Source organism: Streptococcus mitis, assembly GCF_003942765.1.
GTDB classification, from domain to species: domain Bacteria; phylum Bacillota; class Bacilli; order Lactobacillales; family Streptococcaceae; genus Streptococcus; species Streptococcus mitis_BE.
In genome coordinates this window covers 1-14,544 of sequence record NZ_RJNW01000001.1, presented here as the reverse complement: position 1 = coordinate 14,544, position 14,544 = coordinate 1, and the positions used below count along the sequence as shown (strand labels likewise).

Below are 14,544 nucleotides of genomic sequence, written 5' to 3'. Positions count from 1 at the left end.
TCTTTATTAGTAATCTGGTCTTAAAACCCCTGTTACAGTTGCCTTAGTTGCTTCGTAGTCGCCATCTACGACAACCTTGATAATGCGTTTAGCATCCTCTTCTGGTGCTGGAACAAGAGGTAAGCGTGTTGGGCCAGCTTCAAATCCCATATAGTTTAGAACGGCCTTGACAGGAGCAGGACTTGGATATGAGAAGAGGGCATTAACCTTAGGAATGAACTTGCGCTGAATAGCTGCAGCTGACTTCATATCGCTTTCTGCAATAGCAGTAAACATCTCGTGCATCTCATCCCCATTTGTATGAGAGGCAACAGAAATAACCCCATCCGCACCAAGGTTCATGGCATGGAAAGCATCTCCATCCTCACCTGTATAAATCAAGAATTCTTCAGGCTTGTGCTCAATCAAGTAAGCCATATTAGCCAAGCTAGTACATTCTTTGACACCAATAATATTTGGATGGTCAGCCAAACGAAGCATAGTTTCGGGAGTTAATTCGACAACCACACGACCTGGAATGTTATAGATAATAATTGGTAGGTCAGAAGCATCCGCAATCGCCTTAAAGTGCTGATACATTCCTTCTTGAGAAGGTTTGTTGTAGTAAGGAACAATAGCAAGCCCAGCTGCAAAACCACCGAATTCTGCTACTTCTTTGACAAACTCGATCGAGTCACGCGTATCATTGGTACCTACACCCGCAATCAAAGGAACGCGTCCATTTACAATCTTTTGTACAGCCGCAAACAACTCCAACTCCTCATCGTGCGTCAAAGTTGGACTCTCAGCAGTGGTCCCTGCGAGAAGAATTCCATCCGTATGATGGCTCAATAAATGCTCAATCAAGGCTGGAATAGCGTCAAAGTTGATGGAACCATCCTCATGGAAGGGAGTAATAAAGGCTGTGATGATTTTACACTCTTTTAAATCTTGATAAGACATGAGAAACACCTCTCTATTTCAAAGAAGGAGTTCATCTGAACTCCTAAACAATATGACTATTTTAATTCAAATTTCAATTCAGCTGTTGGACGAACCAATCCACGTTCGTGAAGAGTTTCTGCAATCTGAACTGAGTTCCAAGCAGCACCTTTGAGAAGGTTATCTGAAACAACCCACATGTGAATTCCTTTTTCTGCATCCAAGTCTTTACGGATACGACCAACAAATGTATCACGTGAACCCACGGCATTGATGGCTTGAGGATAAATTTGATGAGCTACATCATCTTCAAGAACAGCACCTGGGAAGGCTGAGATAGCTGCTTTTACTTCTTCGATTGGAGCCACTTCTTTTGTTTCGATGTAAACTGACTCAGAGTGAGCTGACAAGACTGGAATACGCACACATGTTGCAGATACTGCAATACTGTCATCTTCCATAATTTTCTTAGTTTCCTTAGTCATCTTCATCTCTTCGTAAGTGTAATCATTATCAGTGAAGACATCGATTTGTGGAAGAGCATTGAAGGCGATAGGATAGTGTTTCTTGTCACCACCTGAAGGCAAGATTTCCGCATGTAAATCACGTGGTTTCACTCCATCATTCAAGACTTCACGAAGTTCACGTTGAGTCTCAAGAATTGCTCCCATACCAGCACCTGAAACTGCCTGGTAAGTTGAAACAATGATACGGTCCAAGCCCCATTTTTGGCGAACTGGCTCAAGAGCCACCATCATTTGGATTGTTGAACAGTTAGGGCAGGCAATGATACCGTTGTGGGCATCAAGTGCGTGAGCATTGACCTCTGGTACAACCAAAGGAACATCTGGATTTTGACGGAAGTAAGATGTATTATCTACTACTACCGCTCCAGCTTTCACTGCGTATGGTGCATACTTAGCTGATGTAGAACCACCTGCTGAAAAAAGAGCAATATCAACTCCTTCAAAAGCTGTTTCAGTTGTTTCTTCAATCGTAATATCTTGATCTTTAAACTTCAAAGTCTTGCCTGCTGAACGTGCAGAAGCAAGTAAACGAATTTTATCGATTGGAAGTGTTGATTCTTCCAACATTTTTATCATCTGAGCTCCGACAGCACCTGTCGCGCCGACTACAGCAACTGTATATCCCATAAATAACCTCTTTCGGAATTTTCTAAAAATTTCTATAATAGATGTATTATACTACTTTTTCCATGAATTGCAAAGCTTTTTCATCATTTTTTAGAAAATAAAAATCCCCAGTCGCTAGACTAGGGACTAAGAGGCATCTTCATGTGATGAGCAGGTTCACACAACTCATCAAGGTACGCTCCTGCGTTATGACCTCCTTATGCTCAATAGTAGCCCGAAGACTACCTATCGACTCATCGCGTCTATTATATTACTTGAAATAAGTGGTTTTGTCAATAGGAAATTTTTGCAGGATAACTTTTATTATACAAAAGTCAAAATTTTTTCTCGCGAGCATAAGAAAAAAACTCTTGTGTTCAAGAGTTTCCCTGTAAATATCATGCTAATTGCCGGGATTGAACCGGCGACCTCATCCTTACCATGGATGCGCTCTGCCAACTGAGCTAAATCAGCTTACTTAAAAAGTATACTATAGTTAGAAAATCTTGTCAAGTTTCCTTAGATATTTTCCATAAGAAAAAGCCAGGTAAGAGCTACCTAGCTTATCTTCTTATTTGCTTAAATCGATTCGACGACCAATTTTACCGATAATAATCGCTCCAATAATCAATGAGGCAAATTCACCGATACCTGTTGTAAACCAAGTAAGGAAAAATGGTAATTCTGCTACAATATTTAACTCGGCAGCGATAGTAAACATGGAAATTGAAAAGAGGATTGAAAAAAAGAAATGATCTTTTCGAATTAATCCATTAAAGAGGTAATCTTTGCTGTATTTTGCAAAAAGCCAAACACCTAGACTGAGGAATACTAAGGTTGATCCACCACCAACAAAGACATCTAGCAGTCCGAAACTAAAGAAATTAGCAATCATACAACCGATGGTAACTCCGATGATGTACTTAGGATTGTAAAAAGCCATAAAGTTCATCATTTCTGAAATACGAAACTGATAAGCACCATAGCTGATGGCATTTAGGGGCGGTGTAACAGTCAAAACGACATAGATAGCAGCGACAATTGCAATATCTGCAACATCACGAATAGTTAATTTTTTCATTTTTTCTCCTTTGGCGGTTTCCCGCGTATAATATGCTTGGTGAAAGAAGCTAAGCACCAAGGGTTGCTTGAATCAACCTTACTAGTATAGCACAATAGTCTGCTTTATGCTATACTAAAAGCATGAAAAAACGCATTCAAAGTCTCTTCGTGAATGAGCTCTTAGCCTATCTTTTTTTTGGTATAGCTACTACTCTTATCTCCATTCTATCTAGATTAGTCATTTATCAATTAACCCATAAAGAACTCCTTGCAACTGGACTAGCAAATAGTATCGGTATCCTATTTGCCTTTATTACAAATGATAGGCTTGTCTTTAAGCAAGCTAGAGAGAATTGGTCAAGCCGTTTAGTAAAATTTACTCTAGCACGTCTTTCTACCTTTCTTTTAGACTTGTTTTTAACTTTTCTATTTGTAACTCAGTTTCCTAATATTATCGGGCAATTTGTAAATTATAATATTAATAAAGTAAATAGTGTTGAAACAGTTATTGCACAATTCTTAATAATTATCCTCAATTACATTTTTAGTAAGGTATTTATTTTTAAAAAATAAGAAAAATTTTAAACATATAGCTTGCAAGAACTTCTTAATTAATATATAATTAAGTGTAAAAATTTTTTGAAAGGAAATTATGAAAATGTTAAAAGATCTTAAAGCATTCTTGCTTCGTGGTAATGTTGTTGACCTTGCTGTCGGTGTGATCATTGCCACTGCTTTTGGTGCAATCGTTACATCACTTGTTAACGATATCATCACTCCACTTATTTTGAATCCAGCCTTGGAAGCTGCGAAAGTACAAAACATCGCTGAGCTTGCTTGGAATGGTGTTACATATGGTAAATTCTTGAGTGCTGTTATCAACTTCCTAGTTATCGGTACTGTTCTCTTCTTCGTTATCAAAGGTATTGAAAAAGCTCAAAGCCTTACTAAGAAGGAAGAAGCTGCTGAGGAAGCTCCAGCTGGTCCAACTGAGTTGGAAGTACTTCAAGAAATCAAAGCCCTTCTTGAAAAAAAATAATCGATTAAAAGGATCTAGCGCAAAGCTAAATCCTTTTTTCTTTACTCTTTCGGTAACTTGCCTGCTTTCTCAAGCATTTTCTTAATAAGATAAGGCATCTTAACATTTTCCCGACCTTTTTTCTCAATCAGTTTTTTCACAAATTCTGGCATTTGTAAATCTTGAGATTCGGCCAAAATATTTTTAGTCTCATCTGAAGGAACTAACTCATCAAAGGTTTCTTCTTCTGGGAGAAATTCCTTAAATTCTTGATGTTCATTGGCTCTGACTGTATTGACCAAGGCATCAATCAAACGAGAATCTGTATTTGGCATTGGTGGACGATGATAGTTCACCCCCACTTCCTGACACAAGTCATAACATTCCACATCGTTGTCAAACAAGACTTCAATGTGCTCACTAATAAAACTAATAGGTACAAAAATATAATGATCTGGACGTTCTGTCTGTTCTCTAAGATACTCCAAGACATCTGGCTTAATCCATGGAATCCCGATATCACTTTCACTTTGCCAAGTGTTAGTATATTGCTCAGAACTCAAACCTAGTTTTTCAGCGACTAGTCTGCTATTTTCAAAAATTTGATCGATATAAGGATCACCAAAATCCAAGGCAAAAATGGGGACACTGTGGGCTGAAAAGATGACTTTAAAGCTATCCTGCTTTACTTCTTCTTTTAAAATCTTAGCAATTTCATCTGCCCAATAGTTTAAGAGCGCTTCTTCTTGATACCAGTCCTTGATAACTAAAAATTTAATTTGCTTGCTTTCTAAAAATTTCTCATAACCCATGACAGAGTAAAAAGAATAATGAGGCTCCAAAATCAAACAAATACATTGCTCGATTCCGTCTGCTTCCATCTGACCAATCACGTCTGGGATAAAGGGTCTAGAAAACTTATTGGCAAAATAGACACTATATTCATTTCCTAGCCTAGCTTCTACCAAGGCAACCTCTTCACGCGTAATTCTTTGCAGAGGCGTGCCCCCAATTCGTACATAATTATCGTAGAGAGTTTGAATTTCGTGGTCCTGAGGTCTCACTCCACGACGAATATTTGTGAAAAAATCAGCCACACCTTCAAAGGTAATCTCTTCTGGTGAACCGAAAGTCATCATTAAAATTGCTTTTTTCATAATCGCTTCCTTGTGATATTTTTATCAAGTTTATTTTATCATTTATCCATTAATAAGTAAACGCCAACATAGCGAATTTCTCTAACTTCTGTCTTTTGTTTTTCTTTTCTTTCTATGATACAATGGAAAAAATGAATTCAAAAGGAGTTTTTTATGACTTACCCCAATCTCTTGGACCGCTTCTTGACCTACGTTAAGGTCAACACGCGCTCTGATGAACACTCTACTACTACTCCAAGTACACAGAGTCAGGTTGACTTCGCAACCAATGTTCTTATCCCTGAAATGAACCGTGTTGGATTACAAAATGTTTATTATCTACCAAATGGTTTTGCAATTGGAACCTTACCAGCCAATGATCCATCTTTAACACGTAAGATTGGCTTCATCTCCCACATGGATACTGCTGACTTTAATGCCGAAGGAGTCAATCCACAGGTAATTGAAAACTACGATGGTGGTGTGATTGAACTTGGAGATTCTGGTTTCAAACTCGATCCAGCTGACTTTAAGAGTCTTGAGAAATATCCAGGTCAAACACTCATCACAACAGATGGAACAACCTTGCTAGGAGCTGATGACAAGTCAGGCATTGCTGAAATTATGACAGCTATTGAATATCTTACTGCTCACCCTGAAATCAAGCACTGTGAGATTCGTGTTGGCTTTGGTCCAGATGAAGAAATTGGTGTTGGTGCTAATAAATTTGATGCAGAAGATTTTGATGTTGATTTTGCCTACACAGTTGATGGTGGCCCACTAGGTGAACTTCAGTACGAGACCTTTTCAGCAGCTGGTGCTGAATTGCATTTCCAAGGACGCAATGTCCACCCTGGTACTGCCAAAGGTCAGATGGTTAATGCTCTTCAGCTAGCAATTGATTTTCATAATCAACTTCCAGAGAATGACCGACCTGAGTTAACTGATGGATACCAAGGTTTCTATCATCTTATGGATGTTGCTGGAAACGTTGAGGAGGCGCGTGCAAGCTACATCATTCGTGATTTTGAAAAAGATGCCTTTGAAGCGCGTAAAGCAGCTATGCAGTCTATCACTGATAAGATGAATCAAGAACTTGGTAGCGACCGTGTCACTCTAAACTTGACAGACCAGTACTACAATATGAAAGAAGTCATTGAAAAAGATATGACTCCAATTACCATTGCTAAATCTGTTATGGAAGATTTAGGTATCACTCCTATTATCGAACCAATTCGTGGAGGGACAGACGGCTCTAAGATTTCCTTTATGGGAATCCCAACTCCTAATATCTTTGCGGGAGGAGAAAATATGCATGGACGTTTTGAATACGTCAGCCTTCAGACTATGGAACGTGCAGTTGATACCATCATTGGTATCGTAGCTTATAAAGACTAAAAAGACGAGGTAGCTCAGCTACTTCGCCTTTCTTTTTATTCTGCTGGTTTTTCTTGATTTCCAGTACTTGTTGTAGATTCTGTTGTTTCCTTTTCTGACGCTGGTTCAGTAGGTTTAGAATCTGTTGCGTTGCTCGGTTTGTTTTCGTCGCTGGCAGTTTCACTGTTAGATTCTGCAGCTGCTGATGTTTCAGTTTCGGGACTTGTCTTATCACCATTTGCCTCGGCATTTGTTGCTGGAGTTGCTTCTTCACTCGCACTTGATTTTGACTTGATTTCTTGATTCAAGACCAGAATAGCTTTTGTCAATTCAAGTAAAGCAGCTTTATCTTTACTCTTAGCAGAAAGTTGATCTAGTAGAGCATCCACCTTATCAAAGTCCGCATCAGAACCCTTATTGTTTTCTAAATAAGCGTGAAGTGACATGAGAATATCGTAAAGTTTTTGATATAGAACAAGCGTCTGAGGATCTTGCTCTGCATTTTCTTTCTCTTGTTGAAGGGCGCTTGCGATACGAGTCAAGACATCTTTCACCTGACTATTTACTTCATCCAAGTCTGCATCAGCCTTGTTTATGGCAGCTTTGAGATTTTCTACTTCTTCTGCCAAGGATTGTCTGATTCCTTCTTCTTGGATTTGTTCCAAGAGTTGAGTTGCCTTGCTCAAGAGACTTTCTACTTGTTCCTTGCTAACATGATTGACATGCTCTTCAGGCATAAAGTCTCCGTACAATTCTTTCAAGAAGCCATAAATAGCTGTCTTAGCACTTTGATTATCGACTTTTTCAGTATCTAGAACTGTCTGACTTGATTTCGCATTAGTTGGCTGAGCTTTCAAAGCTTCTTCCACTTCTTGTTTTGCCTGATAGATGCTTGGGAATAATTTGTTCAATTCGGCTGCCTTAAGGAAGGATTGAGATTGATACAAAGTCCAAGTCAACTGAGCTACTTTGTTTCGCAGTTCATCACTCAAACGACCGTCATTTACGTGTTCGTAGAAGTACTTGATGTATTCTACAGTTGTAACGCCTGTTCGGTCATTAAAGTCTTGAAGAGCTTGAAGTTGTGATTCAACCGCTGCTAAACCGGCCTCATCTTTAGCTAACTTAGCTTCTTGGAGTCGAACGAGTAGGTCTTTCTTAGGAAGTCCATAAGTGTCCGTATCCAGAGTATTGATTTTATCAATCAAGGCCTGATATTTCTTATCTAAAGCACTTGTTTCAACAGGTTTGACACTTTCATCAATATGGATATATTGCTTATCAAAGAGTTCAAGTGTTGCAAGATAACCTGCTGTAGAGTTAGTTGCCAGTTTCTTCATGTTTTCAGTAAACTGACCTAAAGCTAACTCAATCTGTCTTTGTTCGATAGGCTTGTCTTTGTAGATGCTTCTGCTATCAGATAGAAGTTGGTCTACTTTTGCCAAGACCGCCTTCTCATCAAAAGCACCAGGTTGGTAGTTGGATTGGAGAGCTGGAATCTTGTTTTTCAAAGCCACTTCATAGCCCTTGGTTTGAACCTTGATGTAGTGATTGTGGTCACCATGAGGAATCACAAAACTACCATTTTCTACCTGTAAGCTATAAGGAGACACACCATCACGTAAGGCAGTCGTATAAAGTTCATTTAGGAAATCAAGTTCTGGATTTCCAGTTTGGAGCGGAATTCGAACGTGTTCCTTACGAACAGCATATGGGTGGATATGAGTTGGATCGTAGGCTTGGTCTGGATTTCCAAAGACAAAGAAGCCGTTTGAAATTCTAATCGCTTCAAGTGGCACGCCGTATGTCTTCGAAATATAAGCAATCTTTTCTTCATCGCTAGCATCTCTTGAGAAAGACTCTACCGTTTTAGCAAGAGGTTTTACAGGCTCTGCATCATGATGTGTTTTCAAATGATCCTGAGCTGCCTTGACTTGATCAGCTGTCAAATCCTTCTTGAAGAAGTAATGATTATGGTCTCCGTGACTCATGACAAAACCTTGCTCATCCTCACTGATGACACGATTAGCATCAAAACCGTGATCATGGTCTTCATCATGATGGTGTCCATGATGATCTTCATCGTGATCGTCATCATGAGCTGGATTTGGTGTTGCTGTATTTGCCCCTTTCAAGTGGTCTTGTGCGGCCTTGATTTGATCAGCAGTCAAAGCCTTCTTGAAGAAGTAATGATTGTGGTCACCGTGACTCATGATAAATCCTTGCTCATCCTCCGCAATAATACGATTAGCATCAAAGCCGTGATCATGGTCTTCATCATGATGGTGTCCATGATGATCTTCATCGTGATCGTCATCATGAGCTGGATTTGGTGTTGCTGTATTTACACCTTTCAAGTGGTCTTGTGCGGACTTGATTTGATCAGCAGTCAAATCCTTCTTGAAGAAGTAATGATTGTGGTCACCGTGACTCATGATAAATCCTTGCTCATCCTCCGCAATAATACGATTAGCATCAAAGCCGTGATCATGGTCTTCATCATGATGGTGTCCATGATGATCTTCATCGTGATCGTCATCATGAGCTGGATTTGGTGTTGCTGGACTTGCACCTTTCAAGTGATCCTGCGCTGCCTTGATTTGATCAGCAGTCAAATCCTTCTTGAAGAAGTAATGATTATGATCGCCGTGTGACATGACAAAGCCTTGATCATCCTCACTAATGACACGATTGGCATCAAAACCGTGATCATGGTCTTCACCATGATGGTGTCCATGATGATCTTCATCGTGATCGTCATCATGAGCTGGATTTGGTGTTGCTGTATTTGCCTCTTTCAAGTGGTCTTGCGCTGCCTTGATTTGTTCAGGAGTCAAATCTTTCTTGAAGAAGTAATGATTATGGTCGCCGTGGCTCATGATAAAGCCTGCCGCATCTTCACTGATAATTCGATTGACATCGAAATCCTGGCCATGTACGTCATGGTGATGACCGTGTGTTTCTTCATCGTGATCATCATGGGCTGGGCTTGGTGTTACTGGAGTTTTACCTCTCAAATGATCTTGAGCCGACTTAATTTGCTCTGCTGTCAAATCCTTCTTGAAGAAGTAATGATTATGATCACCGTGTGACATGACAAAGCCTTGATCATCCTCACTGATGACACGATGGGCATCAAAACCATGACCATGGTCTGCATCATGGTGGTGGTCATGTCCATCTCCATCATGTCCATGCTCTTCATGCTTAGGGTCCTGACTTCTATGGTCACCATCTTGCTCATGATGATGGTTTTGCTGAGTAGGTTTTTCTGCTGGTTTGCTTGGATTCTCCAATGGTGTTGGTTCTACACTGTCACTAGACAAAGGAATCATTCTCGCAATCTTTTCTTCTAATGCAGAAAGCTTTGTATATGGAATGAAATGATAGTGATTTCCATGAGGAATCGCAACTCCATTTGGCGTACGACTGAGAATCTTAGCAGGGTCAAAGACCAGACCATCCGATTCAGCATATCGTTGAGTACTTGGAAGAGCATAGAGCTGCTGTAATAGACTTTGAAGACTCTCGGCTTTATTACTTGGTATTTCAGCCTGTTGAATAGGCTTGGTAGTTTGACCAGTCCCATTTGTACTTGGACGATAGTCAGTCACACTAGGCTGATTTCTAGTTCCAGAGAGGTAAGCTTGAGCTGCAGCCAATTCACTAGCAGACAAGGAACTCTTTGGAATGTAGTGGTAATGTCCACCGTGAGGGACGATATAAGCATCACCAGTATCCTCTATAATATCAGATGCATTAAAGATGTAGCCATCATCAGTAGTATAGCGACCTTGAGATTGAGCAAGCGCCACTGCACTATTAGATGTTGGTGCATCGTGAGTATGACCTTGTTTTTGACGATTAATTTCATCCTTGGTTCGAACATTATCAGCATGAACTACATCTTTCAGGTAAACATAATATTTTCCATTGACCTTGATGATATAGCCACCCTTGACCTCATTGACAATATCAGCGTCTTTAAGTTGATAATTAGCATCTTTCATCAAAAGTTCTTCACTGAAAATCGCATCAAAAGGAACTTTCCCATTATAATAATGGAAATGATCACCGTGTGAAGTCACATAACCTTGATCAGTGATTTTCACAACAATTTGTTCAGCCTGAATATCTTCTTTTTTGCTGACTTGCTCTGGTGTTTGTGTCTCTGTTTTTGGAGTGTCTTGTTTTCCATCGACATAAGATACACGATTCGTATCTTTGTTCTCTCCTGTCTGATGTTGATTCAATGCATAAATACAAAGACTTAAAGAAAGGACGACAGCAGCACCAGCAGCAAGTTTCTTCTTATTTATTTTCATAATCTCCTCATTTCAATTCTTCTGCTAGAACACTCATATTGTCTTCTAGGTTTTCTAGATAAGTCTTGTCATTTTGTGGGTCTGCCTCTAAAGGATTTAGAGTTTTTAGACCCACACCTGTTGATTTAACAAGAGTTTCAGCTACTTTTGAAGAAGCGTTACTTTCTGTAAAAATCGTTTTAACCTTATAGGTTTTAACAAATTCCTGAATTTCTGTTAGTTGTCTTGGACTTGGTTCTTGTTCAGGAGAGATGCCTGCAATACCAAGTTGATTAAGTCCAAATCTCTTCGCTAGATAAGAAAAGGCCGTATGTTGTGTTACAAAGGTTTTCTGAGTCGCTTTTTCAAATTTAGGCTGGAATTTCTTAGTCAATCCTTGAGCTTTTTTGATAAAGGCTTGCGCATTTTTCTGATAAGTTTCTTTGTGCTCACTATCAACCTCTGAAAGTTTATCAGCGATAATTTGCGCTTCCTCGCCAGCTTTTTCAGCATCTAGCCAAGTGTGAGGGTCATAAAGTGTTTTTTCATCAACTCCCTCACCTGCTTCCACATCCTCTAGCCCTGGGACTCGATCCAATGTCATTCCTTCTGAAGCCTCTAAAACCTTAACTTTGGATTTTTTTAGATTGGGATCCAGACTTCCTGCCCAAGATTCAAGTGTATGCGAATGGTAGACAAATACATCTGCATCATAGATGGCTGCAATATCATTTGCTGAAGGTTCAAAGGAGTGAATTCCGCTACTTGACTGAATCATTCGAACATCATTCAAGTCACCAGATACTTCCTTGACCATGGCATAGATAGGATAAAAACTGGTCACGATTTTCATCCCTTTACCTGACTGGCTTTCCTTTTGGCCACAAGCAGCTAATACCAGAGCCAATACACTGGTCATCAATACTAAAATTGTCCTCTTTTTCACTATAACTCCTTAACTAGTGTTTAACCATTTAATTAACTAGTAAATAGTTTATCTTTATTTATAAAATATGTCAAGAATTTTAATCGTCAAAAATAAAATCACTGTTTTAGGACTCTTTGATTCATTTTTTAGACAGTGAACCCCAGCTTTTTTAACAAAGAAAAGGACATTATTCTATCAAAAATAGAACAATATCCTTTCGAATAGATTATAACTAATAAAAATCTTTTAAGGTTTTATTTGTTTTAGTGTCTTAATATCATACATCACTAATTCACCGTTTTTATTGTAAAACTGAACCCCTTCTGGTTGAAAGATTAGAAACTTAGGATCAATTTGGGCAATTTTTGCTAACTTTTCTATATGTTCATTTAAAGTTACTTTATCTAACCCATAGTCTGGTAAATCATCGTCATTTTCTTCTTTGGAATTTTCTTTATTTTCTGAAGGAATTTCGTTGGTTATACCAGTCTCATTCTCCCCTATATTTTTCTTCGGTTGCTCCTCATTTTTATCTACAGCAGTCTTATTCTTATCACTATTTTCAGTATTGTTTGAATCAGTTTTTAATTCTTCATTAGGATGTGTAGATGTTTCAGTTTTGGAGTCCTTTTCTTTCATTCTTTTGGCAATTAAGTCTTGCGCTTGTTTCCATTCTACTTCTGATAAGTCGGATTTAGTGATGCTTCTCAATGAACCACCTCCAGCTCTTGGAACACTAAATGATTTGTCTCCCCATACAAAAGTTTCTTTTGCCAATACATCTTTCGGATCAAAAATATAACCATCTGGAGTTGCAAATCGACCTTCTGCAAGAGCTTTCTGAACTTCTTCGGCAGAATGGATAATTTGCCAATTCAGCATTCCAGAGCGTTTTTCAAGAGGAGTTACATTAGCAATAACTGAGCCTGAGTCCTCGTGGCCTGGTTTAGACCAAACTTCGGGACGAACCTCAGGGTGCTGCATTACATATTTAATAGTTGCAATTTGATCAGACTCTAACCATGAGTAAGGCACAACGTGAATATGATCAATGTGTGGAATAATGAATGAACTTCCAGTATCATAGGTGGTATTCGCTGCATGCATCGGCAAACTTGAGACATCTACAGCCAATCTTGGTTTAATCCCTGTCTCTACTATATCATAACGATAATGATCTCGATCCTTAAGCATGAGTTCTTGTTCAGAAAAAGCAATTTGAGTAAGATCAAGTTCGTCTCGAGAATAGAAATATTCTTTTCCGTTTTCTTTAAGAACATAACCAACTTTACCATCTTTAGTCACTTTACCAGTCACTTTTTTTGAATCAAATTTTGGTTTTTCTTTGTTATTCATTTTTTCTGAAGGAATAACACTATCATTAGGTTGACCTTTTTCCTTCATCCACTTGCTAACTTCATCTAGTTCAAATTGTTCTAACTCTCCAAATCCCACATAATGGAAATGATTTCCATGTCTCGCTATAATGCCTGATTTATCAACTGAATAGATAGAATCTTTACTAAATACATATCCATCACTAGTATCGTATGGTTTGCCATCCAGACCCTTACCATAAGCCTTAATTGAATTTCCTAAAAATGTATGCTCAACCGTACTGTTTGTTGGCTTTTGGGTATTTACTGGCTTGTTGTTTCCAATATTTTGTACTTTTAATGAAATCATTCTCGCAATCTTCTGCTCTAAATCAGACATTTGAGAATAAGGGATAAAGTGATAATGGTCTCCGTGTGGCACTGCGACACCATTCGCAGTTTTTCTTGTAATCTGCGCTGGATCAAAGACAAGCCCATCTGATTCCACATGTCGTTGGCTAAGCGGCAAGGCATAAAGCTGTTTCAAGAGACTGGATACGTCTTCACTTGAATTTGCTTGATAGCTATTATCCACTTGTGGGCTAACACTTGGAACCCATCTTCTAGTATTTGTCTCAACATTGCTTTGATTCGTTTGTCCATATGAACTACTATTCGATGTCTCTGATGCGCTACTGCTAGAAGAATTTGTTGAAGGACGATAGCCAACTGAACTTGGTTGATTAGTTTTTCCAGCTAGGAAGGCTCGAGCTGCAGCTAATTCACTGGCAGACAAGTCACTCTTAGGAATATAGTGGAAATGATTGCCATGAGGAACGATATAGGCATCACCCGTGTCCTCAATGATATCAGAGGCATTAAAGATATAACCATCATCCGTTGTATAGCGACCCTGAGCTCTAGCAGCGACTACCGCTTTATCGCTAGAACCACCTCCGTGATTACTACCGTGTTCCTGCTTCTGACGAGTGATTTCTTCTTTTGAGCGAACATTATCAGCATGCGCTGCATCCTTAAGATAGACATAATACTTCCCGTCTACCTTAAGGACATAACCACCCTTAATTTCATTGACAATGTCTGAATCCTTCAACTGATAATTCGGATCTTTCATCAGCAGTTCTTCGCTGATGATGGCGTCATAAGGAACCTTGCCATTATAATAATGATAATGGTCTCCATGAGAAGTCACATAACCTTGATCCGTAATCTTGATAACGATTTGCTCGGCATTTATACCTTCTTTTTTACTGACTTCATCAGGTGTCAAATTTTCTGCCTTTTGGCTTGGTTGTTTACCATCAATGTATGAAACACGATTATTTTCT

The 14,544-nt window shown here is 39.0% G+C and carries 10 protein-coding genes, 1 tRNA gene and 1 riboswitch; of the genes, 3 read left to right on the top strand and 8 right to left on the bottom strand.

The window, feature by feature from the left end; genetic code table 11:
* Positions 1-6: 6 nt before the first annotated feature.
* The 4 genes from dapA to D8849_RS00040 all read right to left on the bottom strand — a co-directional run bounded on the left by dapA (position 7) and on the right by D8849_RS00040 (position 3,135).
* On the bottom strand, positions 7-942 hold the full coding sequence (dapA, locus tag D8849_RS00055) for a 4-hydroxy-tetrahydrodipicolinate synthase (RefSeq protein ID WP_125385798.1): 936 nt from the start codon (positions 940-942) through the stop codon (positions 7-9).
* A gap of 56 nt (positions 943-998) precedes the next feature.
* A complete protein-coding gene (locus tag D8849_RS00050; protein ID WP_078228400.1) occupies positions 999-2,075 on the bottom strand; it encodes an aspartate-semialdehyde dehydrogenase in 1,077 nt (358 codons plus the stop codon).
* A gap of 380 nt (positions 2,076-2,455) precedes the next feature.
* Positions 2,456-2,528: transfer RNA gene (locus D8849_RS00045), tRNA-Thr, on the bottom strand.
* Between the two features lie 97 nt (positions 2,529-2,625).
* Complete coding sequence (locus D8849_RS00040; RefSeq protein ID WP_000737071.1) at positions 2,626-3,135, bottom strand: QueT transporter family protein; 510 nt, start codon at positions 3,133-3,135, stop codon at positions 2,626-2,628.
* Positions 3,133-3,229: riboswitch (PreQ1 riboswitch) on the bottom strand. Its footprint overlaps the gene before it by 3 nt.
* 28 nt (positions 3,230-3,257) lie before the next feature.
* On the opposite strand from D8849_RS00040, the gene D8849_RS00035 reads away from it, so the two are divergent.
* Together D8849_RS00035 and mscL are read left to right on the top strand one after the other, a co-directional pair.
* The gene (locus D8849_RS00035; RefSeq protein ID WP_125385797.1) at positions 3,258-3,689 is read left to right on the top strand and encodes a GtrA family protein; all 432 of its coding nucleotides are present in this window, start codon (positions 3,258-3,260) and stop codon (positions 3,687-3,689) included.
* Positions 3,690-3,774: 85 nt separating this feature from the next.
* Positions 3,775-4,155 carry a large conductance mechanosensitive channel protein MscL gene (gene mscL, locus D8849_RS00030; protein ID WP_000910205.1) on the top strand — a complete coding sequence of 127 codons (381 nt, stop codon included), beginning with the start codon at positions 3,775-3,777 and terminating at the stop codon, positions 4,153-4,155.
* 41 nt (positions 4,156-4,196) lie between these two features.
* Here mscL and hemH read toward each other — a convergent pair whose 3' ends face one another.
* Positions 4,197-5,291, bottom strand: a complete 1,095-nt coding sequence (gene hemH / locus D8849_RS00025; RefSeq protein WP_125385796.1) for a ferrochelatase — start codon at positions 5,289-5,291, stop codon at positions 4,197-4,199.
* 153 nt (positions 5,292-5,444) lie between these two features.
* On the opposite strand from hemH, the gene pepT reads away from it, so the two are divergent.
* The gene (gene pepT, locus D8849_RS00020) at positions 5,445-6,668 is read left to right on the top strand and encodes a peptidase T (protein WP_125385795.1); all 1,224 of its coding nucleotides are present in this window, start codon (positions 5,445-5,447) and stop codon (positions 6,666-6,668) included.
* A gap of 35 nt (positions 6,669-6,703) precedes the next feature.
* Here pepT and D8849_RS10750 read toward each other — a convergent pair whose 3' ends face one another.
* The 3 genes from D8849_RS10750 to D8849_RS00005 all read right to left on the bottom strand — a co-directional run.
* Positions 6,704-10,972 (bottom strand): pneumococcal-type histidine triad protein, encoded by a 4,269-nt coding sequence (locus tag D8849_RS10750; protein ID WP_125385794.1) that lies wholly within the window; start codon positions 10,970-10,972, stop codon positions 6,704-6,706.
* Between the two features lie 7 nt (positions 10,973-10,979).
* A complete protein-coding gene (gene adcAII / locus D8849_RS00010; RefSeq protein ID WP_419991694.1) occupies positions 10,980-11,870 on the bottom strand; it encodes a zinc-binding lipoprotein AdcAII in 891 nt (296 codons plus the stop codon).
* A gap of 255 nt (positions 11,871-12,125) precedes the next feature.
* The coding region (locus D8849_RS00005; RefSeq protein ID WP_125385792.1) for a pneumococcal-type histidine triad protein at positions 12,126-14,544 on the bottom strand (2,419 nt) is incomplete at its 5' end.

Bases quoted from the DNA above. Each gene is read 5' to 3' on its own strand.
- dapA (WP_125385798.1), bottom strand. From the start codon at position 942: ATGTCTTATCAAGATTTAAAAGAGTGTAAAATCATCACAGCCTTTATT.
- D8849_RS00050 (WP_078228400.1), bottom strand. From the start codon at position 2,075: ATGGGATATACAGTTGCTGTAGTCGGCGCGACAGGTGCTGTCGGAGCT.
- D8849_RS00040 (WP_000737071.1), bottom strand. From the start codon at position 3,135: ATGAAAAAATTAACTATTCGTGATGTTGCAGATATTGCAATTGTCGCT.
- D8849_RS00035 (WP_125385797.1), top strand. From the start codon at position 3,258: ATGAAAAAACGCATTCAAAGTCTCTTCGTGAATGAGCTCTTAGCCTAT.
- mscL (WP_000910205.1), top strand. From the start codon at position 3,775: ATGTTAAAAGATCTTAAAGCATTCTTGCTTCGTGGTAATGTTGTTGAC.
- hemH (WP_125385796.1), bottom strand. From the start codon at position 5,291: ATGAAAAAAGCAATTTTAATGATGACTTTCGGTTCACCAGAAGAGATT.
- pepT (WP_125385795.1), top strand. From the start codon at position 5,445: ATGACTTACCCCAATCTCTTGGACCGCTTCTTGACCTACGTTAAGGTC.
- D8849_RS10750 (WP_125385794.1), bottom strand. From the start codon at position 10,972: ATGAAAATAAATAAGAAGAAACTTGCTGCTGGTGCTGCTGTCGTCCTT.
- adcAII (WP_419991694.1), bottom strand. From the start codon at position 11,870: ATGACCAGTGTATTGGCTCTGGTATTAGCTGCTTGTGGCCAAAAGGAA.